Origin of the sequence: Dactylosporangium sp. NPDC005572 (assembly GCF_040605515.1) — a bacterium.
In the GTDB taxonomy this organism is placed as follows: Bacteria; Actinomycetota; Actinomycetes; order Mycobacteriales; family Micromonosporaceae; genus Dactylosporangium.
This window is the reverse complement of record NZ_JBEXCY010000086.1, coordinates 21506-45489: the sequence shown is the minus strand read 5'-3', so window position 1 is coordinate 45489 and position 23984 is coordinate 21506. Positions and strand designations below refer to the sequence as shown.

The window sequence follows — 23984 nt, the reverse complement described above, 5'->3', positions numbered from 1 at the left end:
TCGGCCCGCAGCGCCGCCTCGAACCGGTTGGGCCCCAGGCGAAGCAGGTCAGGGCACTCGGGATGCAGGGAACGGTGCACGTTCTTCTCCATGATCTGCGCCTACCGGAGGTGGTGGTGGGGAGTGGCGAACAGGGCCCGCACGACCGCGGCGATCGCGCCGTTGAACGTCGCGTCGACCGGCGTGGCGGCCGTGACGGTCGGTCCGGCGATCTTCAGGATCGCGTTCTTGCGCGCGGTGTCGAGCGTGACGTTGATGAGCTTCTTGCTCAGCGCATCGAGGTACGCGCCCGCGGTCGCCGGCGGGTTGGCGACCAGCGCCTCCGGCTTCTGCCAGGTGAACTGCCTGCGGCCGCCGACGACGGCGTTGTAGGCGTCGTTCCACTGGTTGACCATGGTCCCGGCCGAGGTCCACGCGACGTACACGTCGGCGTAGCCGTTGGGGGTCGGCAGCTCCATCGGCGCGTGCCCGTACTCCTCCAGCTTCCGCATGACGTCGGCCAGGCCCTGCACCATCGGGCTCACGTTCATGTTGTTCGACGTGAAGCCGGCCGGCGCGTCGGGGTTGACCTCCAGCGCCCGGTAGGTGGCGGTGAGGTACTCGCCGGGGCGGCGCACCTTCTGGCCGACGGAGGCCCAGAACTCGGTGCGGTTCAGCATCGTCATGAGCACGGCGGGGATGTTGCTCTTCTTGTCGATGTAGGTCTTCGCCATCGCGTCGACCAGCGTCTTCGGCGGGGTGTCCGAGACGAACCGGGTCGCGAGGTTCTGCGCCATGTACCGCGCGGTGTTCGGGTGCAGGGCGATGTACCGGAAGTACGCCTCCTGCACCGCCTCGCCGCCCTCGGCGGTGGGGTTGGCGTGGGAGAAGCCCATGATCTTCACCGGGCCGACGTAGTGCTGCTCGGGCCGGTAGACGTACTTGCCGTCGCGGATGCTGCGACCCGTCTGGAGCATGGCGGCCTGCCGGACGTCGACCTCGGTGTACCCGTTGAACGCGCCGACGGTGTAGAGCTCGAGGTTCTCGCGGGCCAGGTTCTCGTTGATCTGGTCCTTGGTGGAGGCCTGCTGGTCGAGGTACCGCAGCAGCGCCGGGTGGCTGTTGGCGGCGAGGAACATGTCGACGTAGTTGCCGAGCGCGTGCTTGCGGATCACGTCCCGCTCGAAGGCGGCCCGCACCAGCTCGTTCCCGTCGTGGAAGGCGGAGACGTGCAGGTAGTCGCCGAAGAAGTCGACCATCATCTCGAACAGCTGCCGGTCGGAGAACAGCTGCTTGGCGATGGTGTACTGGACGTTCTGGTTGTCGGCCTTGACGCCCTTCTTGTCCAGGTCGCTCTGCTGCGCCTTGAGCTGCTCGTACGTCATGTTCCAGGTGACCAGCTCGGCGTCGGCCTTCTGCTCGCCGCGGGTCAGCGGGATCGTCTCCGGCTTGAGCTGCTTGGCGATCCAGCCGTTGATCCCGAGCTTGTTGATGTCGCTGATCGTCTTCGTGTTCGGACCGAAGGTGAGCCGGCTGGCCAGGTGGCGGACCGGGTCCTTCTTCGGCAGCACGGTGTTGCCGACCACGACGGCGTTCTTGGCGGCGTCGGCCGGGGTGCCGAACGTGGTGCCGGTGGTCGGGGTGTTCTTGCGGACGCCGAGGCCGGCCTGGCCGTTCATCAGGCTCTGGTTCTGGTCGACGTAGGCGGGGGCGGCGGTGTCGACCGGCGTCTCGGCCTCGACGGGCTCGGTCCGGGTGCCCTCGCCGAAGAACTGGGTGACGGCGTAGGCGCCGCCGCCGATCAGCGCGGCCGCGCCGCCGCCGATGGCGATCATCGCGGTGCGGCGCCGCCAGTTGGAGGGCTCGTCCTCGTAGTCGGCTTCGTCGTCGATGTCCGGCAGCGGGCCGCGACCGCGGGACACCGGACCCGGGTCGTAGAAGTGCGGTCCGGAGCCGCCACGGTCGGCGCGCATGTAGCCGGTCTGGTCCTCATAACCGGACTCGTAGTACGAGTCGCGGTACGGGTCGTGGTCACCGCGCCTTCTGGGCACGTCTCGCTCGTTCATCTAGCAATCCCGATTCCGACGAGGTGGGGGCTCACGTGCGTCGATAGCGGAAGCTAGTAGCCGGTCCGACCAGGGACAACCCACGTCTGAAGCGCTCTGACCGGGACTTAAGGCGCCCGGGGGCGGGCAACATGCGCACATGCCTGTGCAAGCAGGTCTGAGCTGCGAAAACTCGCTCCGGCGGAGATCAAAAACGCGAGATCAGCACAGGTACATTTAAGGAGTAACACAAGGGCACGGCAGTGCGGAAATCATGCGAAAAGTCCGGCAAGTCGGATGTCGTGGGATGCGTCCGCCTGGCACGGCGGACCGGGCGTGATCGTCATGCGACGCTCGTCGAGATCCAGCAGTACCCCGAACAGCGACTCCGTCCGCTCCGCATCACTAGGAGCGTCGATGTCATGGCGGCAGATCGACTGTGGATGACCGCCGTGATCGGCCAGCACCGCCTGCAGGTGCTTCTCGTCGAGCGGCTCGCCGCCGAGCAGTCGGCGCGCCCGCGCGCTACGGAAGAACGTCGATCCCCCGAGGTCGCGCACGACATCGAAGACCGGCAGCGTCGCCTCGATGTGGTTGGCGTGCGTGATCACGCCGTCGACCGGGTTGAGCACGCCGACGTCACCCGGCACGACCTCGAGGTCCAGCACCTCACCCGGTACACCTGCGGCAAAGGCCTGACCGACCAGCAGGTTGATGCTCGAACAGCGTGGCGTCGCGCAGGCGACCTTGACCGCGTCACCGAGCAGGCGCGCTTCGAGCACGGCCCGGAGCAGCACGTGGTACGGCACGCCGCCGGAGCGCCGGTCGCGCGACGACCCGAGCAGGTTCACGCAGACACCGAGGCCGGCGTCGTTCAGGCCGGCCTTGGCCAGCATCCCGGCCTCCGTCAGCGCGAGCACCTGGGAGCCGCGCTCGTCCCGGGTCGCGAGGAGGAGGCTGTACGGGCGCTGCGCCGGATGCCAGTCCCAGTTCTGGGCGAGGAGTGTGTGGCCGGTGACGGTGCGTGTATCGAGCACCCCGATCGCCGTGCACTCCGTCCCGGCGTACATCAGCTCCGACCGGCCGTTCAGCGCGTAGATCTCGTTCACGTCGACGTCGGCACCCTCGGCCACGCCGTCGAGCATGTCCGCGACCCGCGGCGCGTGCTCGTGGGACGCCTCCCGGAACAACACGCCGTACCGCCGTACCGTCGAGCGATCGAGACCGGCGAATGACGCGAATCGCTCCAGATAGTTCGCCGTGTTCAGCCCGATGAGGTCGGCCGCCGCTTTGCCGTAGGCGACACCACACTCACCCGGCGTGCCCGACACGACGACCAGCGGCAACGGAAGGCTCATGCGAGCACGCTAAGCGTGACGACGCCCTGTCCGCGACCCTCGACCGCTTGACCGGGGCTGCCCGCGAACCACGTGGAGCTGTCGGGTAGCCGTCACTTCTCGCCGCAACGGGACCCTTCGCTGCGGTGTGTATGGCGCGTCAGTCAACGACAAGGAGGAGCAGTGTTGCGACTCACAAAAGTGGCGCTCGCGGTCGGCGCCACCGTAGGAGCGCTCGCGTTCGCCGGCCCGGCAGCGGCCGGCGAACCACCGGCGTCCGACCTCACGGTTTCGGCGGGCACCGCGCAGCTGACGCTTGCGGAGGGCGGCGGCTACGCGGGGGTGTTGCCGGTGCGGCTGAAGTACCGCGGCCAGGCGGCGGCCTCGGTGGACGTGATCGTGGCTCAGCCGGCGGGCATCCGGTTCGCCGGCGAGGAGGCCCTGCAACTGCAGACCTGCTTGCCGGACGCCGCGTACGGTGCCCGGGCGCTGCGGTGCGTCCTGATGGGCGGGATGACCAACGGCGAGGTGCGCGACCTGCGCATCAGGTTCACCTCGCTGGCCGGACCGCAGGCGAAGAGCCGCCTCAGCGAGCCGGCGACGATCGCGGTCGAGAACGTCGGCGGACCGGCCGATGCCTCGCCGTCGAACAACCGGGCCCAGTTCCGGGCCAGGTTGCGGGGCACCGGCTCCGGTGTCGAGCCGGGCACCTACCAGCCGGCCCCGACGCCGGACCTGTCCGTGCAGGCCGGGCCGACGACGTTCACCTCGAACGGCGACGGCACGTACACCGGTGAGCTGGTGGTCACCGTGAGCGGGGGCACCGACGCGGATCACGACGAGGTCGGCATCGCGTTGGCCGGGGTCGCCGGCACGCCGCGGGTGGTCGGCCAGCCGATCGGCTGCTTCGGCAGCCCCGAGTGGCCGTGCCGGATCGAGCCGGTCGGGAAAGGCGCGCAGCGGGTGGTCACGATCATGATCTGGACCAGCCAGCCGCCCGCGGACGGTGCGCAGCTGACCGTGTCGGTCACCGCGATGCGGAGCCTGTCCGCCATCGCGGACGCGAACCCGGCCGACAACGCGACGACCAGTACCGTCCACGTGAACTGAGCGCTGCGAGCGATGTGGCGGTGGGCACCGACGGGGGGCCCGCCGCCGTGCGCCTCTTGAAGGACACGATTTGAATACCGCAGCCTCGACGGCCTCGGCCAGTGCCGGCTTCGACGAGTTCTACGCCGCCAACTTCCACTCGTTGACGCTGCAGCTCTGCGCGTACACGGGTGACCTGGCCTATGCCCAGGATCTGGTACAGGAGGCGTTCTGCCGGGCGCTGCCGCGGTGGAGCACGATCGTGCTGTACGACAACCCGGGCGCCTGGGTGCGCCGGGTCGCCTGGAACCTCGCCAAGAACCGGTTCCGGCAGGCGCGCCGAGCGCTCGCCGCGTTCGCCCACCTCCGGCCCCAGGTCACCGACGGGCCGACGCCGGATCGCGTGGACCTGATCCGCGCGCTGGCAACCGTGCCGGCGAACGCGCGCCGGGTCTTCATCCTGTACTACATCGGCGATCTGTCCATCGCGGACATCGCCAGCCAGGAGCAGGTCGCCGAGAACACGGTGAAGTCGTGGCTGCACCGGACCCGCAAGATGCTGGCCGAGCAGCTGTCGGACACGTGGAAAGAGGACGACGATGCCCGAGCGTGAAACGCCCCGCGGGCTGCAGGACGCGCTCGACGACTTCCACGCCGAGTTCGCGCCGCGGGTCATGCCTCCGGGCTCGGCCGCCGTGCACACCATGGTCCGCCGTCGCCGGCGTCGCAACCGGGTCGTCACCGTCGCCGCGACGCTGGTGGCCGCCGGGCTGGGCAGCTACGCACTGCTCGGTGCGCCCGCGGAACGCGCGGTCGACCCGAGCACGTCGAACGACGCGTCGACGCCACCGGCGGCGTCCGCGTCCGCCTCCGCAACGTCGCCCTCGGCAGCGCCGCCGTCCGCAAGCGAGTCGGCGTACGGCCGGATGAGCCGCGAGGAGCTGGCCGCCGCGACGGTCGACCTGCCGGCCTGGTCGCAGGACGGCTGCCCGTCCGGCCGGTTCACCTTCCACGGCGAGTCGACCCGATCCGGGACATGGACCGTCAAGATCGAGAAGCTGGTGTACCCGGACGTCGACGGTGACGGGTCTGCGGAGACCGCGGCCCTGTTGAGCTGCACCGGAGGCGAGGCCGCCGGGCAGGTCGTGGTCTTCGACCGGGACTCGTCCGGCGCGGTCACCACGGTCGGCCGGGTCGTGCGCACCGGCGGCGCCGTCAAGGCGCTGTTCGACGTCGCGGCCTCCGGCGCCCAGGTGCAGGTCGAGCTGGGCGACTACCGGGGCTGCTGCGGCGAGTCCGAGCAACTGCCGCAGCACCAATGGCGCTCGTACACCTGGTCCGGCACGGCGTTCCAGCAGGTCGACGGGCCCAGGTCGTTCCCGCCCAACCCGAACGTCGCCGATCTCTCGGTCACCGCGACCGACCTGGTCTGGGGCACGCCCGACAGCAACCAGTCCGCGTACGGCACCGTGACCGTGACGATCCGCAACCACCGGGGCGGGACGCCCCAGAAGGCGGTCATCACGTTCCACATGAGCGGTGACATCTACCTGACCACCGAGCTGTACAGCGGCCTGACCGGCTGGAACGGCTGCACGTTCACCGACCCGCAGACGGCCCGGTGCCCGGTCACCCCGCCCGCACCCGGCGCCACCCGCGAGATGACGTTCGAGTTCCGGCACGGCGCGGTCCACGGCGGCGGATTCACCGAGTCGGTCCGCATCGACGCCCGGCTGCCGGACGGCACGACGGCTCCCGACCTCGACGGCGCCAACAACCAGGACCAGTTCATGACGCGGTAGTTTGGCCAAGATCACATGACAATGGGCCGGTCCGCGCTGAACAGGCCCTACGCTGAGCGACATGAACCCCGCGGTCGACGACTCCTGCGTCATGATCGACGGGCCGTGGTCACACCGGTTCGTCAGCGCCAACGGCACGAGGTTCCACGTCGTGGAGGCTGGCACCGGCCCGATGGTGCTGTTCCTGCACGGCTTCCCCGAGTTCTGGTACGCCTGGCACCACCAGCTCGCCGCGGTCGCCGACGCCGGCTTCCGCGCGGTCGCCATCGACCTGCGGGGCTACGGCGCGAGCGACAAGCCACCGCGCGGTTACGACGGGTACACGATGGCGGGTGATGTGGCGGGTCTCATCCGCGCCCTCGGCGAGCGCAGCGCGTTCCTGGTCGGCGCCGGCTACGGCGGCATGATCGGCTGGACGACCGCCGCGTTCCACCCGAAGCTGGTCCGCCGGCTGATCGTGCTCGGCGCCGCCCACCCGCTCCGGCTGCGCGCGGCGCTCGCCACCGACCCGCGCGGACAGCTGGCCGCCGCGAAGCCGGTGCTGCGGTTCCAGGTGCCGCGCTTCGAGCACATCCTGACCCGCGACAATGCGGCACTCGTGGGTGATTACTTACGGATGTGGGGTTCACCCGATTGGGTAGCTAGCGAGGCATTTTCCGACTACGAGCGCACCTGCCGCGAGGCGATGCGCATCCCGCAGGCCGCGTTCTGCGCGCTGGAGACCTACCGGTGGGCCGTGCGGGCGACGCTGCGCCTGCAGGGCTACCGCTTCGTCAAGCTGCTCCAGCAGCCGCTGACCGCGCCCACGCTGCAGCTGCACGGGGCGTTGGATCCGGCGGTACTGCCGAGGACCGCGCAGGGATCCGGGCGCTACGTCCTCGCGGAGTACGAGTGGCGGCTGCTCCCCGACGCCTCCCACTTCCCGCACCTGGAGCAGCCGGAGCTGGTCACCGGCGAGATCCTGCGCTGGGTGAAGGGGCTGTAGAACGTCCTAGACGCGCTGTTCGCGCAGCTCGGAGACCTCGGCCCGGGGCGCCCAGCCCTGGTACACGCCGTAGTCGAACTCCTCCAGGTTGAGCTCCGCGGCGACCGGCGCGCGCCCGCCGGTGTACTCCACGCGCAGCCACCCGTCGTGCTCCCCCAGCACGATGAACGGCTGACCGCGCCAGAAGCAGGTGGTACGCACGTACACGAGCTCGTCGACCTCGTTCAGCGCGACGATTCTGCGGTACCGCCCGGGCCGCACCTCGTCGAACCCGTCGGCCTGATCGGGCCGGTACAGGCGGACGTCGTCGCCGTCCGGGCTGGCCTCGTACTCGGCGCCCCGCCACCGGGCCGCGTAGCCGTCGCGGATCACAGCGCGCCGCCCTTGCGCCAGTTGGGGCCGTCGGCGTCGAGCCGCGCGATGAGCTCCTGCCGGCCGTCCCGGCGCAGCCGCCAGAGCTCGGCGTCGTGCGGCAGCCGGGCGCTGTCGACCTTGAACTCGGCGATCACGTCGCTGGTCTCGCTCGGCGCGAACCCGTTGCCGCGGAACGGCGGGCGCTCGATGACCCAGCCCTCCATGGCCCGCATGGCCTCCTGCGACGACCCGCCGTACGGGATACGGTAGAGATCACCGCGGTAGGCGATCCAGCGCAGCACGTAGGACTCGTCGGCGTCGGGCTTGAAGCTCGACCCCGCGTAGCCCAGGCCGAGCGCGTTGTACAGCTGCTCGGGCGTCTGGAGGTGGGCGACCTCGCCGGCGCGGTGCACGAACCCGGAGACCCGGTCGTAGTTGCGCTCCAGGTAGTAGCTGAGCTGCTCGGGCGAGATCGGCTTCTGCATGACCAGCTGCCCACCGGACGCCGGCGGCTCGAACGCGGGCCGCGGCTGGGCGGCCTCGTGCGGCTTCGACGATGCCTTCGACTCCTCGGGCTCGTCGACACCGAGCCCCATCTCGGCCGCCCAGGTGGCGAGCTGGATGACCTCGGAGCCGGGCAGGACCGCCCCCGCCGGCGACTCGGGGTTGATCGCGAACGCGAGCTGGTCGCCCGGCGGCCAGTGGCGGATCAGGCGGGTGAACTTGATCCAGCTGCCGAGCGCGTCCTCGCCGAGCCGGTCCTCCATCCGGTCCTGCGACGAGAACACGACCAGGTGGGGCACGCCGTTCATGTGCTCGGTGCGCCAGTTCTGCGGCTCGACGGAGCCTTCGCCGTCCCAGTAGGGCACGAGCACCTTCGCCAGCAGCAGGGTCGAGAGGAACCGGTCGGTGCTGTTGGCCTGGACGGCCTCGAAGAGGTCCTGCTCGGTGCTGTTGGCGGACTGGAAGTTCGCGATGGCGGCCGGGTCGGGCCGCTTGGGCGCGGTCTCCCGCTCGGCCGCCGCGGGGCTGCTCGCCGGGGCGGGGCTCGCGGCCGGCGGCTCCTGTTCCGGGGTCTGCCAGTCGGCGGCGGGCTGAGGCTGCCACTCGGCGACCGGCTCGGGCTCGGGCTGCCACTCGACCACCGGCGGCGACGCGGACTGGGGCTGCCACTCCGCGACCGGTTCCGGCTCGGGCTGCCACTCGACCACCGGCGGCGACGCGGGCTGAGGCTGCCACTCCGCGATCGGTTCCGGCTCGGGTTGCCACTCGACCACGGGCGGCGACGCGGGCCGGGCCTGCCATTCCGCGAAGGGCTCGGGCTCGGGTCGGACGACCGGGGCGGGCTCCTCCCAGGGGGTCTCTTGGGGCGCGGTCTGCCGCCAGGCGTTCGCCTGCCAGGACCCGACGGGCCAGCTGCCGGTGTCGGAGTCGGTACTCGGGACGACCACCTCGGCGTCGACGATCTCCCCGTGCAGCCGCACGGGGGCACTGTCGACGATCTCGGGCTCGTACACGGGCTCGCCCGGCCGGCTCGGCGCCTCCGGCTCCTCCTGCACCAGCTGCGCGCGCTCGGTGGCCCCGGCCTCGAAGAAGGACCGCAGCTCGGGCGAGGGATCCCGCCAGTCGCCGTCACCGTCGGCACCGCTGTGGGCGAGGGTGTCGACCCCGGAGGCGAAGGAGACCTGCCCCGGGTACTCGACCGGCTCCGTGGGCCCGTCCAGCTCCGCATCGGCCGCCGGCTCACGACGGCTGCCGAACAGCGACCCGCCGCCCGACGCCCCCGACTCGCCGCCGTTGCCGAAGAAGCTTGAGTCGCTCCCGGACGAGAAGAACGACCCGCTCTCCCGCTGCTCCGGGGCGGAGGTTTCCGCAAAGTACGGCGGCTCCTCGGCCGGGGGCTGGTCGATCGGCGAATCCGCGAAATACGACGACCCGGCCGACGGCTCACCAAAACGGGACGGCTGATCTTCGGGCTGCTGCCCAAGGTACCTCGGCGGCTCGGCAAGACTCGACGGCAAGCCCGAGGACTCGGCAAGATGCGGCGGCACCGCGGGTGGCTCGGCAAGACGGGACGGCAGGCCCGACGGCCCGGCGAGGTGCGCAGGCACGTCCGGCGGCTCCGCGAGGCGCGACGGCAGGCCCGCGGACTCGGCAAGGTGCGCAGGCACCGCAGGCGGCTCGGCGAGGTGCGCTGGCACCTGGGCGGCGGCCGGCGGTTGCCCGCCGCGCGGCGGAAGGTCCCCGAAACCGAACGCCCCGCTGTCGCCGCGCTCAGGCTCGGCGTCCGGCATCGGCGGCGAGAAGAACGACGACTGGCCCTCGACCCGCGGAAGGTCGGGCTCGTCGGCGAAGAACGGATGCTGATCGAGGTCGCTGTCGACGAACCCGGCGGCCCGAGCCCGCGACGCCACCTCCCCGAAGTCCGCCGGCTTCGCCGGTTCGTCAACCTCTGGCTGCTCGATGTCGAGCCGGTTGAACCCGGGCCGGTCGAACACCGGCCGCTCGAACGGCAGCAGCTCGTCGGCCGGCCGCCCCTCGGGCGCGCGGCCGGCGGGCTTGGCGAGGCTGGAGGGCCGTGCGTCGCCCGGGCCGTTCCATCCGATCGGCTGCGTCTGCTCGCTCGCCGGCGCCTCTGCGCCGGCCCCGAAGAACCCTCCGGCCGCCAGCGCGTCCTCGCCCCGCGCCGACCGCGAGGGCAGCCCACCGCGGGACGCCCCGAACCCACGATCACCGTCTTCGGCCTGCCGGGGCACGAACGCGCCCCCCGCACCGAACCCGCGATCACCGTCGTCACCCGGCCGCGCCGAGGCCGCACCAGCTTCACCGAAGCCAGGCCGGGACGGCAGCGAACCACTCTCACCAGGAGCGGAGCGCGGCGGCAGGGAACCACCTTCGGAACGGAACGGCAGCGAACCGCTTTCGGGCCGGAACGGCAGCGGGTCGCCTTCACCAAGACCCGGACGGGACGGCAGCGAACCACCGTCGCCAAACCCGGGACGCGGCGGCAGCGAACCACCCTCGGAGCGGGACGGCAGCGGACCGCCACCCTCCCCCGGCACCGGCTGAGCGGCCGGCCGCGGCGGCAGCGGACCACCGCTGCCAAGCGTCGACGGACGACCAGGCAGCCGCCCACCCGCCCCGAACGGCCGGTCCTCACCGGACCGGGCCCCGAACAGCCCGCTCTCCGAGGGCCGCGAGCCCTCGGCAGGACGCGACGGCAGCGGCGGCTCGGCAGGTCGAGACGGTAGCGGCGGTTCCCCCGACCGGAAGGCGGCCGGCGGCTGCGCCTGAGGCTGGCGGGTCGGCAACGGTGGCCCACCCAGGTTCGGCAGGTCCGGCGGCGGCTGCCAAGCGGCGGGCAGCACCGGCTCGGCATGCTCCGTATACACCTCGCCGAGGCTCCGCGCCGGATCCCGGCGAGGCCAGTACCGCCGCAGGTCCGCTTCCTCGCCCGACGACCCAGACGCCCCCGCCGGCCCGGACGACCCTGACGGCCCTGACGAGCCGGCAAACCGGGGCGAGTCAGACGATCCGGGCGTACGCGAAGGCAACCCGCCGGAATGCAGCCCACCCTCACCGGCACCGGGCCGGCGCGGAAGGTCACCCTCCCCGCCCGGCCGCCGCGGCAGGTCGGCGAACAGCTCCTTCTCCCCGGGCACGTCGATCGACCGGTGATCCTCGTCGTCGAACAGCCCGCGGCGCGGGAAGGTCGCCCGCCCGCGCGCCGGACTGTCGGCCGGAGGCGAGACGGGCGCCTGGGGTGGCGGCTGCGGTACCGAACGAGCACCCATCGTCCGGTCGAAGTTCACGGGACGGTCAGCCCGCGTGGGCAGGAAGGCGCCCGGTGGAGCCACATCCGGCGGCGGCACCTCGCGGCGTGGCGGCACGGCCGGCGGGACGGACGCGGGCGCCGGAGGTGGCGGGGGCGGCTGCTCGGCGGCCTTCATGCGCTGGCGCTCGATCGGCGTCGGGGCCGGCTGGTTGGGCACGGAGCGCAGCGGGACCTGGGCGACGGCGCGGGTGCGGTTGGTCGCCTGCTCCATGCGCGCCCGGGCGCCGAGCGTGCGACCCGGGAGGCGCGTGTCACCGCGGCTGATCTGGGTGACGAACCAGCTCGGGAGATACCCCTCGATGGGAAGGCCGGGATTGACCGCGAGCCACCAGTCGACGTTGGGCCAGATGGTCGCGAGGTCGCGGAACGGCACGCGCCGGTGGGTGCCGGGGTGCCCGGCCAGGCACTCGTGCAGCGCGCCCGGCGAGGTGAACGCGAGCACGTGCGTGCGGCCGTCGGTCGTCCATGTGCCCCAGCCGGCATCGCCGGGCCCGATCTGCTGCGGCGCGTCGGGCGCGATCGGCAGCAGCACGTCGGTGCGCGCGAGGATGCGGAAGTACTGCTCCTGGTCGTTCGCGCGCAGGGCATCACGCATGGCAACCTCGGCCTCGGTGGCCGGCTCCCACTCGGTCACGGCCACCCCCCTTGTCGGGCTCGAAACCGCCGCGTCGCCGAAACCTAACCTATATGGCCACGGCAATTCGAGGGGAGCGACGCGGGCAAGCGCTGCGGCCAGCATAGCGATCCCCCGGCGCTCGCTCACAACGCTGTCTCATTCGCGGCATCAGCACGAGGTCTGTGGTGGAGCGCGACCAGCACCTACGATCGGCTCATGCCGCGGGGGCGCCGAATGTCCGGTTCGGCCGCCCTGCTCAGCGCGGCTGCGTGCCTCATGGCCCCACCCGCCGGCGCCCACGCCCCGACCGCCTGCCCGAGCGCTTCCAGCCGCCCGGGACCGTCCGGAACGGCGTCGGTGCAGCAGCGGTACGACCAAGGGACGCTCGGCCGACTGGCCGACGGCCACGGAGTGATGATCGCCGTGATCGACTCCGGCGTGGACTCCGGCCACCCCCAGCTGCGCGGCGCCGTCGAGCCCGGCCCCGACCACCTCGACGGCGGCCTTTCCCGGCTGGATTGCGTCGGCCACGGTACCGCTGTGGCCGGAATCATCGCCGCCCGTCCCACGGATGGGGTCGCGTTCCGCGGCCTGGCACCGGGCGCGACGATCCTCGCACTGCGAGTGAGCGAACTGGTCGAGCTGGAGAACGGGGCCACGGCCGGCCGCCGGGGCACCGCCGCCGACCTGGCCGCCGCGATCCGCGAGGCGGTCGAGCGCGGCGCCCGCGTGATCAACCTGTCCCTGGTCTCGTACCGCGACGACCCGGCCGTCCGCGCGGCCGTCGCCTTCGCGGTGGCGCGCGACGTGGTCGTGGTCGCGGCGGCCGGCAACCGGTTCGCGGAGGGCAACCCGGTGCCCTACCCGGCCGCGTACGACGGGGTCATCGGGGTCGGCGCCGTCGACGAGGCCGGCCGGCGCCTGCCGTCGTCGCAGGCCGGGGACTATGTGGACCTGGTCGCGCCGGGAGCCGGGATCGTGAGCACGGTCCCGCCGGAGGGCCTGCGGGCGGGCGACGGCACGAGCTTCGCGACACCGTTCGTGTCCGCGACGGCGGCGCTGCTCCTGCAGTACCGTCCCGAGCTCACGGCCCGCGAGGTCGGCGAGCAGCTACGGGCGACGGCCGACGGCGGCGGGGCCGAGGGCTACGGCGCCGGCCGGCTCAACCCGCTGCGCGCGCTGACGGAGGTGTCCGGCCCCGGCACCAGGCCGCCGACGGTGGTCGGGCCGGCGGCCCGCCCGGCGGCGGGGGTCGGCCCGCCCGGGCCACTACCGCTGGCCGGTGCACTGCTGGCGGCCACGCTCCTGCTGGTGGCGACGGTGATCGCGCTGCCGCGGGCCCGGCGCCGCCGCTGGCGCCCCGGCGTTCAGCGCGCGCCAGGGAAGAGCTGACGGTTGCGGTGCTCGGTCTCGAGGTACCGCTGCATCGACTCGTCCAGGGCGAGCTTGATGTCCTTGAGCATGAGCGCCAGGTCGTTGCCGGCGCGTTCCCAACCGGCCTGCCGGGCCGCGTACGCCTCCCGGGCCTCCCCCTGCCAGCCGCTCGTCAGCCGCCGCCCGAGCTGGGAGACCTCGTCGAGCCGCGCGTTGAGCGTGTTGAGCGCGGTCTGGATCGACTGACCGGCGTGATCCATCGCGCCGAAGTTGACCACGAGCATGTCGTCCATGGCAGCCTCCGGATTCAGCCGAGCGCGGACAGGTCGGTGCGCGCCACGCGCCGCAGACGGTCATCGGCCTCGATGTCGGCCGCGGCGTAGTTCCGCCCCGCGGACCTGAGCCCGGCCGCGGTCTCGAGCAGGTTCTTGTGGAGCGCCTCCTGGTCGATCCGCCACGCCTGCTTGACGGCCTCGAACGACCGCCCACCGGCCCCCTGCCAGCCGCCGCGGGTGACCTCAAGCTCGCGCATGAGCGTGGAGAGCATGCCCTGCAACTCCCCGTTGACCTGCTCGAACCGCTGCGCTGCGGCATTGAGCTCGGCCTGCTGCGCCTGTGTGGTCTGCGCCATCGATACCCCCATTCCTCGATTCCGATCGATGCGAGGACCGTACTGGCCGTAGCCGCGCACTCACCAGACCCTTTCCGAGCCTGTGGATAACTTAGGATGTCGGCGTGGCGGAGGGCCGGTCGTTCATCAAGTGGGCCGGCGGGAAGACCCGCTACGCGGCCCGCCTGGTGGCGATGGCGCCCCCGTTCACCGGCCGCTACTGGGAGCCGTTCATGGGCAGCGCGGCCGTGTTCTTCGAGCTGCGCCCGGCCAAGGCCGTCCTGTCCGACGCCAATCCCGAGCTGGTGGCCTGCTTCCGCTCCGTCGCCGCCGACCCCGAGGCGGTCATGGCGCGCCTCGACACCCTGCCGAACACGCCGGAGCAGTTCGCCCGCGTCCGCGCCCAGCAGCCCGACCGCCTCGACGACGTCGGCCGCGCCGCGCGGGTCATCTACCTGAACAAGACGGCGTTCCGTGGCCTGTGGCGGGTGAACCGGCGGGGCGGCTTCAACGTCCCGTACGGCGCCTACGATCGCCCGTACTACAACCGCGAGACGCTGCTCGCCGCCTCCAAGGCGTTGATCGGTGTCGACATCCGCCGCTGCGACTTCACCGAGCCGCTGCGGGAGGCGACGGCCGGCGACTGGGTGTTCCTCGACCCGCCGTACCTGCCGGAGGGCGGGTTCGCGGACTTCAAGCGGTACACGCCGGGCCAGTTCCACGAGGCCGACCACGAGCGCCTGGCCGACGCGATGCGCGAGGCGTCGGCCCGCGGCGTGCTCCTGACGATGACCAACAGCGACACGGACGCGACCCGCCGCATCTACCGGGACTTCACCGCAATGCGGATGGCGACGCGACGGGACATCAACCTCCGCGCGGCTGCCCGCGACTCCGCGGATCTGGTACTGACCAACTACTGAGACCGGCCGGCCAGGGCCGGATCGAGCGCAGGCCCGGCCGGCAGCAGCCCGAGCAGCGCCGCAGGCACGGTGACGGGCTCCGCATCGGCGTACCCGAGCGCGGGCAGCACGCCGTCGTCCGGCACGGCGTGGCGCCGCCCGAGGTCGGTGACCAGGCTGAGCACCCCGGTGTCGGTGCGCACCAGCGCCCCGCCGCCGGCCGGCACGACGACGGTGTCGGCGAGCGCACCCCCGGCGGTGGACACGCCGGCGGAGACGTCGGGGAGCTTGACCCCCATCGTCACCTCGTCATCGACGCACATCGTCGCCGGGGGATCGTCCACGGTCGCCGGCGGCACGCTGTCGACGTCCGCCCCGGACGGGATCGCGTGCAGGAACGCCTGCGCGACGCTGACCTGGGCGCGGGTGCCCGGCTGACGCACGAGATGCTTCTGGTTGCGCCAGATGAGGTACACCTGATGCGCCGAACTCGTCGCGAGCACCCCGCGCTCGCCGAGCGGCTGCCCCTTCCCCGGCCGGCTCCCGATGAACAGCACCGACCCGCCGGGCGTCGAGCACACCGTCCACGGCTCGCCGCGCAGCTTGTCCTTCGGCGGCAACGACGCCGGCGCCCCGGGGATGCCGAGCACCGCCCCGCGCGGCGCGCCCCGCAGTCGCGCCCGGCTGACCGTGACGGTGTGCGCGTCGGGCGTGTTGAGCAGCAGCAACGCGGACGCCTGGTTGAGCACGGGGTGGAGCTGCGGCTCCCGGTACACGAACAGCGCCCCGGACTCCTGCTCGACGATGAGTGCCCTGTCGTCCCGCCAGTCGCTCGTGTCGCCGGGCCGGAGCAGGGCGTACGCGGCCGCCCCACCGACGCCGAGCGCGGCCAGCAGCACTCCGACCAGCGTGGCCCCGGCGAGCCGGCGAAAGGGCGGCTGCGCGGGGTCGCTCTCCTTGGCGACGAGCGCGGCCACGACTCGCTGCACCCCGAACTGGTACGACTGCACCTGCTCCTGCCGCGCCACCATCCGGCCCTCCGAAAGTGTCGTACCGGGGACATACGATAGGCGCCGAAAAACATCGGTGGGGGGCGATGTAATTGATGCGCACGAAGATCGTGTCGGCCCAGCTGGCACTGGCCGCCGTGGCCGCGGCATGGGCGGCCGCCTCACTCTGGCCCCTGCTGGCCGTCCCGGTCGCCGCGGCCCTGCTGACCCCACGCCCGCTGTCCCGCCGCCGCCCGGCACCGCACGACACCGCGGCGCTGCTGAGGCACCTCCATCCCGGCGGAGCCCTGACCGCGACGACGTTGGACGGCACGGAGCTCGCCGTGCTGGAGGACATAGACGGCCTGGCCGCGGTCCTGGAGCTGGGTGACCCGGTGACGTTGGCGAGCGAGCCGTTACCCCCGCTGCCCTTGCCGGCGGCGCTGCTACCGACGACGGCCGGCGACGCTCCGGAGATCCGGGTGCAGCTGCTGATCACGGTCACGCCCCCGACGGAGGACGCCGCATACCGCTCGTTGACGGGCGGCCGGGTCCCGGCCCGCCGACGCGTCCTGCTCACCGTCCGGGCCCGCCGGTCGGGCGGCTACGCGCGCGCCACCCTGGAGCAGTCCCTACTGGCGGCGGTCAAGCGCGCGACCCGCCAGTTGCAGCGCGCCGAGGTCCCGGTCCAGGCGCTGTCGACGGCGTCGGCGCTGGAGGCTGTGGAGGAGTCCGCGGGCTACACCCCGGATTCGCCGACGCCACTCCACGAGACCCGCTCGGCGGTCCGACTGGGCCCACACGACCACGCCGCCTTCGCCCTGACGTCCCCCGGCCACGCCGCGCTGCTCACGAAGCTCGGCGCCCTGCCGACGTCGAGCACGACGCTGGCGGTGACGGCCACGTCCCGCTCACCGGCCGTGGAGACCGCCGTCCGCCTGACCGCCCCGGCCGACACACCGGCGGCTTTACGTCAAGCAGAGGAGGCCCTACGGCAGGCCGGCGTGAGCCTCCACCGCCTGGCTGGCACCCGGCTGGAAGGCCTGTCCAGGACCCTGCCGTTCGGCGCCGCCGCCACCGGCCCGACAGCCGCGCTCACGGGCCTGCTGACCGACGACCGCCTGTTGGCCAGTGACCGCCTACCCAGCGGCCTGCCCAACCGTCGCCGCCGGAACGCGACTGATCACGGCTCAAGGACCGGACGCCCGCCGACCGGCGACCGACCGCCGACAGGCCCGGCGACGGCGTCCTCCGGCGAGTCGGCCGAGAGCGATGCCGGCCCGACGAGCCTGGACCTGGCGCTGGGTGGCGACGGCGTCGTGCTCGGCCTCGACCGCCACGCCGCCCCGATCCCGATCCGCCTGTTCCGCAGGCTCCCAACCCGGGTCACGCTGATCGCCACCCTCCGCTGCGCCCGGCTCCTGATCACCCGAGCGGCCACAACCGGCGCCGAGGTGGTGATCCAGTCCACCGACCCGAGGGCCTGGGCGCCGCTGCTCCAGTCGGGCAGGCCGACTTCGATCACGGTCGTAGACCGCGCCACCAACCTCCGAACGCCGACGCCGACCCGCCCGCAACTGGTCGTATTCGACAGCGGCCCGGCGCCCGCACCCCACCCGTGGCGCACGACCCTCCTGGCCCGCCCGCACCTGAGGCCCTCCGACGTCGAGGCCCTGCACGAGTCCGACCTGGTACTCCTCCAGTCCCTCCCCGAACCCCAGGCCATCCTCGCCGCCGACGCCCTGGGCCTGCACGAGTCGGCAGCCTGGCTCCCGAAGGTCGGCCCCGACATGCTGGCGATCGTCATCACCGGTCGGTCGATCCGCTGGGCCAACCTCGCCCCGCCCCGCCACAAAGGCCACGTCGCAAACCGCTGACGCCCACCACCCCGAGCCCCATGATCAAGGGAAACTTCTGGTCGCCATGACAGCCACCTGCTCCCCTCGATCATGAAAGCGGACCACCCGAGGGTGAGCAGCGGCTCGGGAAGTGGTGATAGTGGGGTGTTCTGGGCGGGGTTGTCCATGGCACGATCACCCGCATGGGAATCCTCATCCGGCTCGCCGTGAGTGCTTTCACGGTCTGGCTGGCCACGCTGGTGATCCCCGGCATCACCGTCGAGGGTGACACCGGGCGCAAGGTGCTCACGGTCATCGCGGTGGCAGCGATCTTCGGGATCGTCAACGCGGTGCTGCGTCCGGTCATCAAGACCATCGGCTGCTGGGCGTACCTGCTCACGCTCGGGCTCGTGTCGCTCGTCGTGAACGGGGCGCTGCTCCTGCTCACCAGCAAGATCGCCGACTGGCTGGATCTGGCGTTCAACGTCGACAAGTTCTGGCCCACGGCCATCCTCGGGGCGCTGTTCATCGGCATCGTCAGCTGGCTGATCAATTTCCTCATCCCCGACGGCGGCGACCGCGACCGCAAGAAGAAGGACGACTACCGCCGTCCGCAGCCGCCGCCCCGCCAGCAGTACGGCGGCTACCAGAACTATCGCTAGCCCGGTGAGGGGTGGACGGCCGTCCACCCCTTACGGTTGAGCCGTGGATCCGCTGCGCCGAGGGTATTTGTCCGCCCTGACCGCCAATGTCCTGTGGGGCGTCTTCCCGCTGTACTTCCGGGCGCTGCGCCCGGCCGGTGCCGTGGAAGTGCTCGCGCACCGGATCCTCTGGTCGCTCGTGACCGTCGCGCTGCTGCTGACCGCGCTGTGGCGCTGGCGACCGCTGAAGGCGATCCTCAGCGACGGCAAGCGGATGGCCGGCATCGCGGCCGCGGCCGTGTTCATCGCCGTGAACTGGGGCGTCTACATCTACGCCGTCGACACCAACCGCGTCATCGAGGCTTCCCTGGGGTACTTCGTCAACCCCCTCGTCGTCATCCTGCTCGGCGTGCTCGTTCTGCGCGAACGCCTCCGCCGCCTGCAGTGGATCGCGCTCGGCATCGGCGCGGCGGCCGTCGTGGTGCTCACGATCGACTACGGACGGTTGCCGTGGGTGGCGCTCACCCTGGCCGGCTCGTTCGGCGGCTACGGGCTGTTCAAGAAGCGGCTCGGCCTGCCGGCGGCCGATGGGCTGTTCCTGGAGTCCGCGGTCCTGACGCTCCCCGCCATCGTGTACCTCGGGTGGCTGACCAACGACGGATCGTCGACGTTCGGCACCGTGTCGACGTGGCACACGGTCTTGCTCGCCGGCAGCGGCCTGCTCACGGCCGTGCCGCTGCTGCTCTTCGCCGAGGCCGCCAACCGCGTGCCGCTGTCGGGCCTGGGCATCCTGCAGTACCTCACCCCGACGCTGCAGCTCATCCTGGGCGTCGCCGTCTTCCACGAGGCGCTGCCCCCGGGCCGGCTCGCCGGCTTCGTCATCGTCTGGTGCGCGCTGAGCATCTTCACCTGGGACGCGATCAGCGCGACCCGCCGGTCGCGGGCGGCGCAACGAGAGGAGGCGGCCGCCGTCGTGTCGACGGCGACCGCCCCCACCCGGTGAGTGAGACGAACGTTTCCTAGGTGGCGAGCGCCAGCAGCGGCGTGTCGTCGCCCTTGCGGATCTCGACCCGCGCGATGTCCGCGCGCGGGATGCTGGTACGGGCCTTGAGGTCGTACTCGTCGCCGTACCCGGCGGTCCACGAGTCGATCTCCTCCGGCTGACCGGACTTCGGCACGACGACGAGCTTGTACGTCCACTTGCCGTAGCCGCCACCCTTGTAGGCGCACTGCATGCGGACCACCGTCCCGTCGGCGGCGGGCTCGAGCGCCAGGCGCGCGGTCACCGGCACCGACTCGGCGACCTCCTCCATCGCGACGAACTCCGGCGTGTCCGGCTGGCCCACGCCCGCGGCCCGCACGCCGAGGACGCCCACCACGCCGAGGCACGCCGCGACGAGCGCGGTACCCACGGTCTGCCACCGCCGACGCCGCCGATCGGCCCGCTTCTGGTGCGCCGCGCGGTCAAGCACCCGAGGCAGCAGGGGGTCGGCTCGATGGCCGCTGGTTTCGCCGGAAGCCTCCATCACCGGCCCCGCCCACGACGGCCCGGCCCACTTGGCCCCGTCGACGGCCCCGTCGACGGCCCCGTCGACCGCGCCCGTAGCCGTCGTGCGGTCCAGGCGCCCGAGCAGGCCCGGCAGGTCGGCGAACTCCGCCACCTCCGCACGGCACTCCGCGCAGTCCGCGAGATGCCGCTCGTATGCCGCGCGCTCGGGCGGCGACAGCGCCCCGAGCACGTAGACACCCGAGTCATGGAGGTGCTCACACCTCATTGCGTCACCCCCAACTCCTCCAGTACGACCTTCAGCGAACGCAGTGCGTAGTAGGTCCGCGACTTGACCGTGCCGGGCGGCACGCCCAGCCGGTCGGCCGCCTCGGCGACCGAGCGCCCCTGGTAGAAGCACTCGACCAGGACCTCGCGGTGCGGTCGGGAAAGCCGCGACAACGCCTCGGCGATGACCCAGGACTCCACCGCGCGCTCGGTCTCGTCGACCACCACCGGAGTTTCCGGCAGCTGGTCGGTGAAGACCTCGCCGACCCGCGCGGTGCGCCGCCGCCACGCGTCGATGGCGAGGTTCCGCGCGGTGGTGAAGAGCCAGGCCCGCACCGAGCCACGGGCCGGGTCGAGCGCCTCGGGGTGCTGCCAGGCCCGCAGCAGGGTCTCCTGCACCAGGTCCTCGGCCCGTTGACGGTCGCCGCCGGTCAGTCGCATGGCATGGGCGAACAGTGCGTCTCCGTGCTCCGTATGGAGCGCCTTCAGCAGGTCAGCATCGTCTCTACTCACGCCTCAAGATGTTTCCGATCCCTTCCACCTGCTTCTACGCACTAATACGCAGAGCGGTTCAGCCGCACACCACATGTCGCGGATGTGACATGGCTTCAGATGGCTCGGGTCCGTGCAAGGCTCGACCGTCGCTCCCGCCAGACACCGCTCTTCTCGGCGCGACATCCGTCCCGCCGAGAAGACGCTGCCATCGCCGTCGTCCCAAGGACCCGCGACCTCCGGCCGCGCCGGACGTCCGCGCCCGGTACGCCCCGAGGTCCCGTAGCGGCCTACTCGGCGAGGACCGTCGCCAAGTGGTGCGCGGTGGCCAGCAGACGGGTCCGGACGACCTTCGCCGACGACATCAGCTCGGCCGGCGGCATGGCGCAGGCGAGCACGACCCGCCGATCCGGGTCCCGGTCGTTGATCACCATGACGGCGGCACACGCGAGACCCTGCCGGAACTGGCCGATCTCGATCTGCATGCCGCGCCGCTCGCCGGCGGCGAGGTCGGAGTCGAGCGCCTCGGGCGACGTGAGGGTGGCCGACGTGTACGCCTCCATGCCGGACTCCTTCAGGAACCGCCAGCGCTGGTCCGGGCTCAGCGTCGCGAGCAGCGCCTTGCCGAGCGCGGTTGCGTGGGCAGCCTCGTCGTAGCCGGGCACGAGGTCGTCGAACGGCGGCGTACGCGGCCCCTCGGCCGAGGCCGTGACCGCGATGCGGCCGCCGATGAAGCGCCCCAGGTAGTGGCTGTAGCCGGTCTCGGTCGCCGCCCGCCGCAGACGGTCGGTGACCGCGCTCGGACCGCGGAACGCCAGGACCAGCTCGCGGTAGCGGTCGGCGATCTCCAGCCCGACCACGTACGTGCCGTTCTCGCGGCGAATGACGTAGCCCTCGTACGCAAGGGTGCGCACCAGGTGATAGGTGGTAGCGACGGTGAACTCGCACCGCCTCGCGATCTGCTTGACCGTCAAACCGCGAGGTGATTGCCCTACCGCCTCCAACACTCGCAGTGCTCTCGACACGCTCCGGATGAGATCCGAGGGTTCGGCCTGTGGATCCCGCACCGCCGCCCTCCCCAGCCGCAGCAGTAACTGGAGTCACACCATATGAAACTGGAGAGGGTCAAGGGAACACTTTGATCATTTGTGCGGTGAGGTGGGGGAATGCCACGCGCCAACACATGGCGATGAATGGCCCAATCTGGACACCCCGATCGTGCAGCACCTCTCACGACACGCCGGAAGTCTTGAGTAACTATCACCATCGGTCGCAGGAGTCTGTGTAAGTAATGCCCAATCGAGTGAGTAGTCGGAACGCTGCCACCAAAACGCCGCTTCGGCCTGTTATCACCCCGTCGCGACTTGTCGCCAGACCGGGTACCGCCGCCACATGGCATTGAGCAAAGTGCCCCCTAGCAACAGCATGTGACGGTTGTCGCGGCAATCCGGAAATTTCCACGCCCACACCTTCACGGCCAGTGCTCGCCTGAAGAAGCGGAGAAGACGCTCTGCACGTTGCGGCCGCCCGGACCGGTATCGTCGGCGCACGGCAGCCTCGACGACGGCCGCTGCCCCACCCCACACCTTGGCGCGCCCCACACACTCGGTAGTCGCGCCGTTCGCCGATTTGGCGGCGGCGGGTACGTTGATGAGGCAGTCACGTCGACGGACGTAACTCACCTGTGAGGTCCGAGCCGGCAACGGACGACCACTCCGCCGACGCCAGTGGGAGCAGCTCGCCCGGGGTGAGGGTCCAACCGGCCGCCAACGACGCCAGCAGGAGCACCGCGTGGCGTCGAGACAGGTTTGGGCCGGCGCACGACCGACGCCGCCGAGCTCGCTGGCCACCCCACACCCGCACGGCCAGCGCTCTACCGGGAACACGCGCCACTCAGGCCCACAACGGCCCCTCACAGCGAAGGAGGGACTCCCACACGCACAAGCCCGCAACCCGGCGCCCGCACCGGCAACGCGCGTCACGCAGGCCCACACCGGCCCCTCGTGGCAGCGGAGCGATACCCCGCGCATCCGGCGCCCGTAGCGCCGCTCAGGGCACCCGGCGCCGTACCGGGAACGCGCGCCGCTCAGGCCCGCATTGGCCCTCGTGGCAGAGAGCGACGCTCCCGCGCCAAGAGCGCGCCTCGCCCGGGCCACACCGGACCGTCGCTGCGGTGGTGGAGACGAAGGTGACCGTGGAAGTCTTCGGTAGCTAGCGCTACTTCCACGGCCAACCAGGGAACGCGGCCTCAAGGCCGCGCGGGCGTCAGTTGGTGCGGTCGGCGATGAAGTCGCAGAGCGACTCGAGCGCTGCCCGGGCCGGGACGTGCGGCAGCGGGGCCAGAGCCGCGCGAGCGCGGTCGGCGTAGCCGCGGACGGTCTCGCGGGCCTGCTTCAGCGCCGCGGAGTCGCGCAGCAGGCCCAGGGCCTCGGCGTGCAGGGCGTCGTCGGTCACCGGGCCGGCGGCCAGGATCTCGCGCAGGCGGACGGACGCAGCGTCGTCGTCGGTCGAGGCCAGCGCGTACAGCACCGGCAGCGTCGGCACGCCCTCGCGCAGGTCGGTGCCCGGCGTCTTGCCCGACTGGGTCGACTCGCTGGCGATGTCGATCAGGTCGTCGGTGAGCTGGAACGCGATGCCGAACGTCTCCGCGAACGTCGCCAGGGCCTCGGTCTGCTCGGGCGGGCAGCCGCCGAACATCCCGCCGAAGCGTGCGCTGGTCGAGATCAGGGAGCCGGTCTTCTGCGAGATCACGCGGAGGTAGTGCGTGATCGCGTCCTCGCCGTCGAGCGGGCCGGCGGTCTCGGCGACCTGGCCGTGGACCAGGCGCGAGAACGTGCTCGCCTGGATCTTGACCGCGTCGATGCCGAGGTCGGCGGCGAGGGCGGCGGCGCGGGCGAACAGGTAGTCGCCGATCAGGATGGCGAGCGCGTTGCCCCAGCGGGAGTTCGCGCTGGGCGCCCCGCGGCGCACGGTCGCCTCGTCCATGACGTCGTCGTGGTAGAGGGTGGCGAGGTGGGTGAGCTCGACGACCGCGCCGGCCTTGACGACGTCCTCGTTGGAGGGGTCGCTGCCGAAGTGTGCGGCCAGGCCCACGAGCAGCGGCCGGAACCGCTTGCCGCCGGCGTCGACCAGGTGGCGGGCCGCCTCGGTCACTAGCGGGTTGGCGCTGTGCACGGCGTCGATGAGCACCGCCTCGACGTCCCGGAGGATCGCCGCGACGCTGGTCTCCAGCTCCGGATCGGCAAAGGTCAAGCCGACGGAGGCACTCGTCTGCACGGTTCCCGTACTCACCACAGCTCCAACGATGCCATACCCTCAACGG

General features: G+C 71.8%; 19 protein-coding genes and 2 pseudogenes. 9 read left to right on the top strand and 12 right to left on the bottom strand.

Features of this window, described 5'->3' with window-relative positions; all coding sequences use genetic code 11:
* Positions 1 to 101: 101 nt before the first annotated feature.
* Together ABZS66_RS33015 and ABZS66_RS33010 are read right to left on the bottom strand one after the other, a co-directional pair.
* The gene (locus tag ABZS66_RS33015; RefSeq protein ID WP_354764572.1) at positions 102 to 2030 is read right to left on the bottom strand and encodes a DUF1800 domain-containing protein; all 1929 of its coding nucleotides are present in this window, start codon (positions 2028 to 2030) and stop codon (positions 102 to 104) included.
* A gap of 266 nt (positions 2031 to 2296) precedes the next feature.
* Entirely contained in the window at positions 2297 to 3382 is a 1086-nt protein-coding gene (locus tag ABZS66_RS33010; protein ID WP_354764570.1) for a C45 family peptidase, read from the bottom strand.
* 162 nt (positions 3383 to 3544) lie between these two features.
* Between ABZS66_RS33010 and ABZS66_RS33005 the strand changes: the two genes are divergently transcribed.
* The 4 genes from ABZS66_RS33005 (at position 3545) to ABZS66_RS32990 (ending at position 7237) form a co-directional block, all read left to right on the top strand.
* The gene (locus tag ABZS66_RS33005) at positions 3545 to 4471 is read left to right on the top strand and encodes a hypothetical protein (RefSeq protein WP_354764568.1); all 927 of its coding nucleotides are present in this window, start codon (positions 3545 to 3547) and stop codon (positions 4469 to 4471) included.
* A gap of 70 nt (positions 4472 to 4541) precedes the next feature.
* On the top strand, positions 4542 to 5063 hold the full coding sequence (locus tag ABZS66_RS33000) for a sigma-70 family RNA polymerase sigma factor (RefSeq protein ID WP_354764566.1): 522 nt from the start codon (positions 4542 to 4544) through the stop codon (positions 5061 to 5063).
* A complete protein-coding gene (locus ABZS66_RS32995; protein ID WP_354764564.1) occupies positions 5050 to 6252 on the top strand; it encodes a hypothetical protein in 1203 nt (400 codons plus the stop codon). Before ABZS66_RS33000 ends, ABZS66_RS32995 begins: the two co-directional genes overlap by 14 nt.
* A 61-nt stretch (positions 6253 to 6313) precedes the next feature.
* The gene (locus tag ABZS66_RS32990; RefSeq protein WP_354764562.1) at positions 6314 to 7237 is read left to right on the top strand and encodes an alpha/beta hydrolase; all 924 of its coding nucleotides are present in this window, start codon (positions 6314 to 6316) and stop codon (positions 7235 to 7237) included.
* Between the two features lie 6 nt (positions 7238 to 7243).
* Here ABZS66_RS32990 and ABZS66_RS32985 read toward each other — a convergent pair whose 3' ends face one another.
* The 3 genes and pseudogenes from ABZS66_RS32985 to ABZS66_RS32975 all read right to left on the bottom strand — a co-directional run.
* A complete protein-coding gene (locus tag ABZS66_RS32985) occupies positions 7244 to 7609 on the bottom strand; it encodes a hypothetical protein (RefSeq protein WP_190251948.1) in 366 nt (121 codons plus the stop codon).
* Entirely contained in the window at positions 7606 to 9885 is a 2280-nt protein-coding gene (locus ABZS66_RS32980) for an SseB family protein (protein WP_354764582.1), read from the bottom strand. Before ABZS66_RS32980 ends, ABZS66_RS32985 begins: the two co-directional genes overlap by 4 nt.
* A gap of 1743 nt (positions 9886 to 11628) precedes the next feature.
* Positions 11629 to 12060: pseudogene (locus ABZS66_RS32975) on the bottom strand (SseB family protein); the annotation flags it as partial.
* A 198-nt stretch (positions 12061 to 12258) separates the two neighbouring features.
* Here ABZS66_RS32975 and mycP point away from each other — a divergent pair.
* The gene (gene mycP / locus ABZS66_RS32970; protein ID WP_354764560.1) at positions 12259 to 13434 is read left to right on the top strand and encodes a type VII secretion-associated serine protease mycosin; all 1176 of its coding nucleotides are present in this window, start codon (positions 12259 to 12261) and stop codon (positions 13432 to 13434) included.
* On the opposite strand, the gene ABZS66_RS32965 is transcribed toward mycP, so the two are convergent.
* A complete protein-coding gene (locus tag ABZS66_RS32965) occupies positions 13410 to 13709 on the bottom strand; it encodes a WXG100 family type VII secretion target (protein ID WP_354764558.1) in 300 nt (99 codons plus the stop codon). The two genes, mycP and ABZS66_RS32965, sit on opposite strands and share 25 nt — an antisense overlap.
* Before the next feature lie 14 nt (positions 13710 to 13723).
* Positions 13724 to 14047 (bottom strand): WXG100 family type VII secretion target, encoded by a 324-nt coding sequence (locus ABZS66_RS32960; RefSeq protein WP_354764556.1) that lies wholly within the window; start codon positions 14045 to 14047, stop codon positions 13724 to 13726.
* A 104-nt stretch (positions 14048 to 14151) separates the two neighbouring features.
* Here ABZS66_RS32960 and ABZS66_RS32955 point away from each other — a divergent pair, with 104 nt between their 5' ends.
* A complete protein-coding gene (locus tag ABZS66_RS32955; RefSeq protein WP_354764554.1) occupies positions 14152 to 14949 on the top strand; it encodes a Dam family site-specific DNA-(adenine-N6)-methyltransferase in 798 nt (265 codons plus the stop codon).
* On the opposite strand, the gene eccB is transcribed toward ABZS66_RS32955, so the two are convergent.
* Positions 14943 to 15959, bottom strand: a complete 1017-nt coding sequence (gene eccB / locus ABZS66_RS32950; protein WP_354764552.1) for a type VII secretion protein EccB — start codon at positions 15957 to 15959, stop codon at positions 14943 to 14945. The two genes, ABZS66_RS32955 and eccB, sit on opposite strands and share 7 nt — an antisense overlap.
* A 74-nt stretch (positions 15960 to 16033) precedes the next feature.
* Here eccB and ABZS66_RS32945 point away from each other — a divergent pair, with 74 nt between their 5' ends.
* The 3 genes and pseudogenes from ABZS66_RS32945 (at position 16034) to rarD (ending at position 19399) form a co-directional block, all read left to right on the top strand.
* Entirely contained in the window at positions 16034 to 17794 is a 1761-nt protein-coding gene (locus ABZS66_RS32945) for a hypothetical protein (protein WP_354764550.1), read from the top strand.
* A 164-nt stretch (positions 17795 to 17958) separates the two neighbouring features.
* Positions 17959 to 18318, top strand: a pseudogene (locus tag ABZS66_RS32940) (phage holin family protein); the annotation flags it as partial.
* Positions 18319 to 18460: 142 nt separating this feature from the next.
* Positions 18461 to 19399, top strand: coding sequence for an EamA family transporter RarD (rarD, locus tag ABZS66_RS32935; RefSeq protein ID WP_354764548.1), 939 nt, complete (start codon positions 18461 to 18463; stop codon positions 19397 to 19399).
* Between the two features lie 16 nt (positions 19400 to 19415).
* On the opposite strand, the gene ABZS66_RS32930 is transcribed toward rarD, so the two are convergent.
* The 4 genes from ABZS66_RS32930 to ABZS66_RS32915 form a co-directional block, all read right to left on the bottom strand.
* On the bottom strand, positions 19416 to 20171 hold the full coding sequence (locus ABZS66_RS32930; protein ID WP_354764546.1) for a zf-HC2 domain-containing protein: 756 nt from the start codon (positions 20169 to 20171) through the stop codon (positions 19416 to 19418).
* On the bottom strand, positions 20168 to 20662 hold the full coding sequence (locus ABZS66_RS32925) for a sigma-70 family RNA polymerase sigma factor (RefSeq protein ID WP_354764580.1): 495 nt from the start codon (positions 20660 to 20662) through the stop codon (positions 20168 to 20170). Before ABZS66_RS32925 ends, ABZS66_RS32930 begins: the two co-directional genes overlap by 4 nt.
* Before the next feature lie 290 nt (positions 20663 to 20952).
* Positions 20953 to 21729: an IclR family transcriptional regulator C-terminal domain-containing protein gene (locus tag ABZS66_RS32920; RefSeq protein WP_354764544.1), complete on the bottom strand. Its 777-nt coding sequence runs from the start codon at positions 21727 to 21729 to the stop codon at positions 20953 to 20955.
* 1198 nt (positions 21730 to 22927) lie between these two features.
* Entirely contained in the window at positions 22928 to 23914 is a 987-nt protein-coding gene (locus tag ABZS66_RS32915) for a polyprenyl synthetase family protein (RefSeq protein ID WP_354764578.1), read from the bottom strand.
* Positions 23915 to 23984: the final 70 nt, after the last annotated feature.

Bases quoted from the DNA above. Each gene is read 5' to 3' on its own strand.
- ABZS66_RS33010 (WP_354764570.1), bottom strand. From the start codon at position 3,382: ATGAGCCTTCCGTTGCCGCTGGTCGTCGTGTCGGGCACGCCGGGTGAG.
- ABZS66_RS32995 (WP_354764564.1), top strand. From the start codon at position 5,050: ATGCCCGAGCGTGAAACGCCCCGCGGGCTGCAGGACGCGCTCGACGAC.
- ABZS66_RS32990 (WP_354764562.1), top strand. From the start codon at position 6,314: ATGAACCCCGCGGTCGACGACTCCTGCGTCATGATCGACGGGCCGTGG.
- ABZS66_RS32980 (WP_354764582.1), bottom strand. From the start codon at position 9,885: ATGCCGGACGCCGAGCCTGAGCGCGGCGACAGCGGGGCGTTCGGTTTC.
- mycP (WP_354764560.1), top strand. From the start codon at position 12,259: ATGCCGCGGGGGCGCCGAATGTCCGGTTCGGCCGCCCTGCTCAGCGCG.
- ABZS66_RS32965 (WP_354764558.1), bottom strand. From the start codon at position 13,709: ATGGACGACATGCTCGTGGTCAACTTCGGCGCGATGGATCACGCCGGT.
- ABZS66_RS32960 (WP_354764556.1), bottom strand. From the start codon at position 14,047: ATGGCGCAGACCACACAGGCGCAGCAGGCCGAGCTCAATGCCGCAGCG.
- eccB (WP_354764552.1), bottom strand. From the start codon at position 15,959: ATGGTGGCGCGGCAGGAGCAGGTGCAGTCGTACCAGTTCGGGGTGCAG.
- ABZS66_RS32945 (WP_354764550.1), top strand. From the start codon at position 16,034: ATGCGCACGAAGATCGTGTCGGCCCAGCTGGCACTGGCCGCCGTGGCC.
- ABZS66_RS32930 (WP_354764546.1), bottom strand. From the start codon at position 20,171: ATGAGGTGTGAGCACCTCCATGACTCGGGTGTCTACGTGCTCGGGGCG.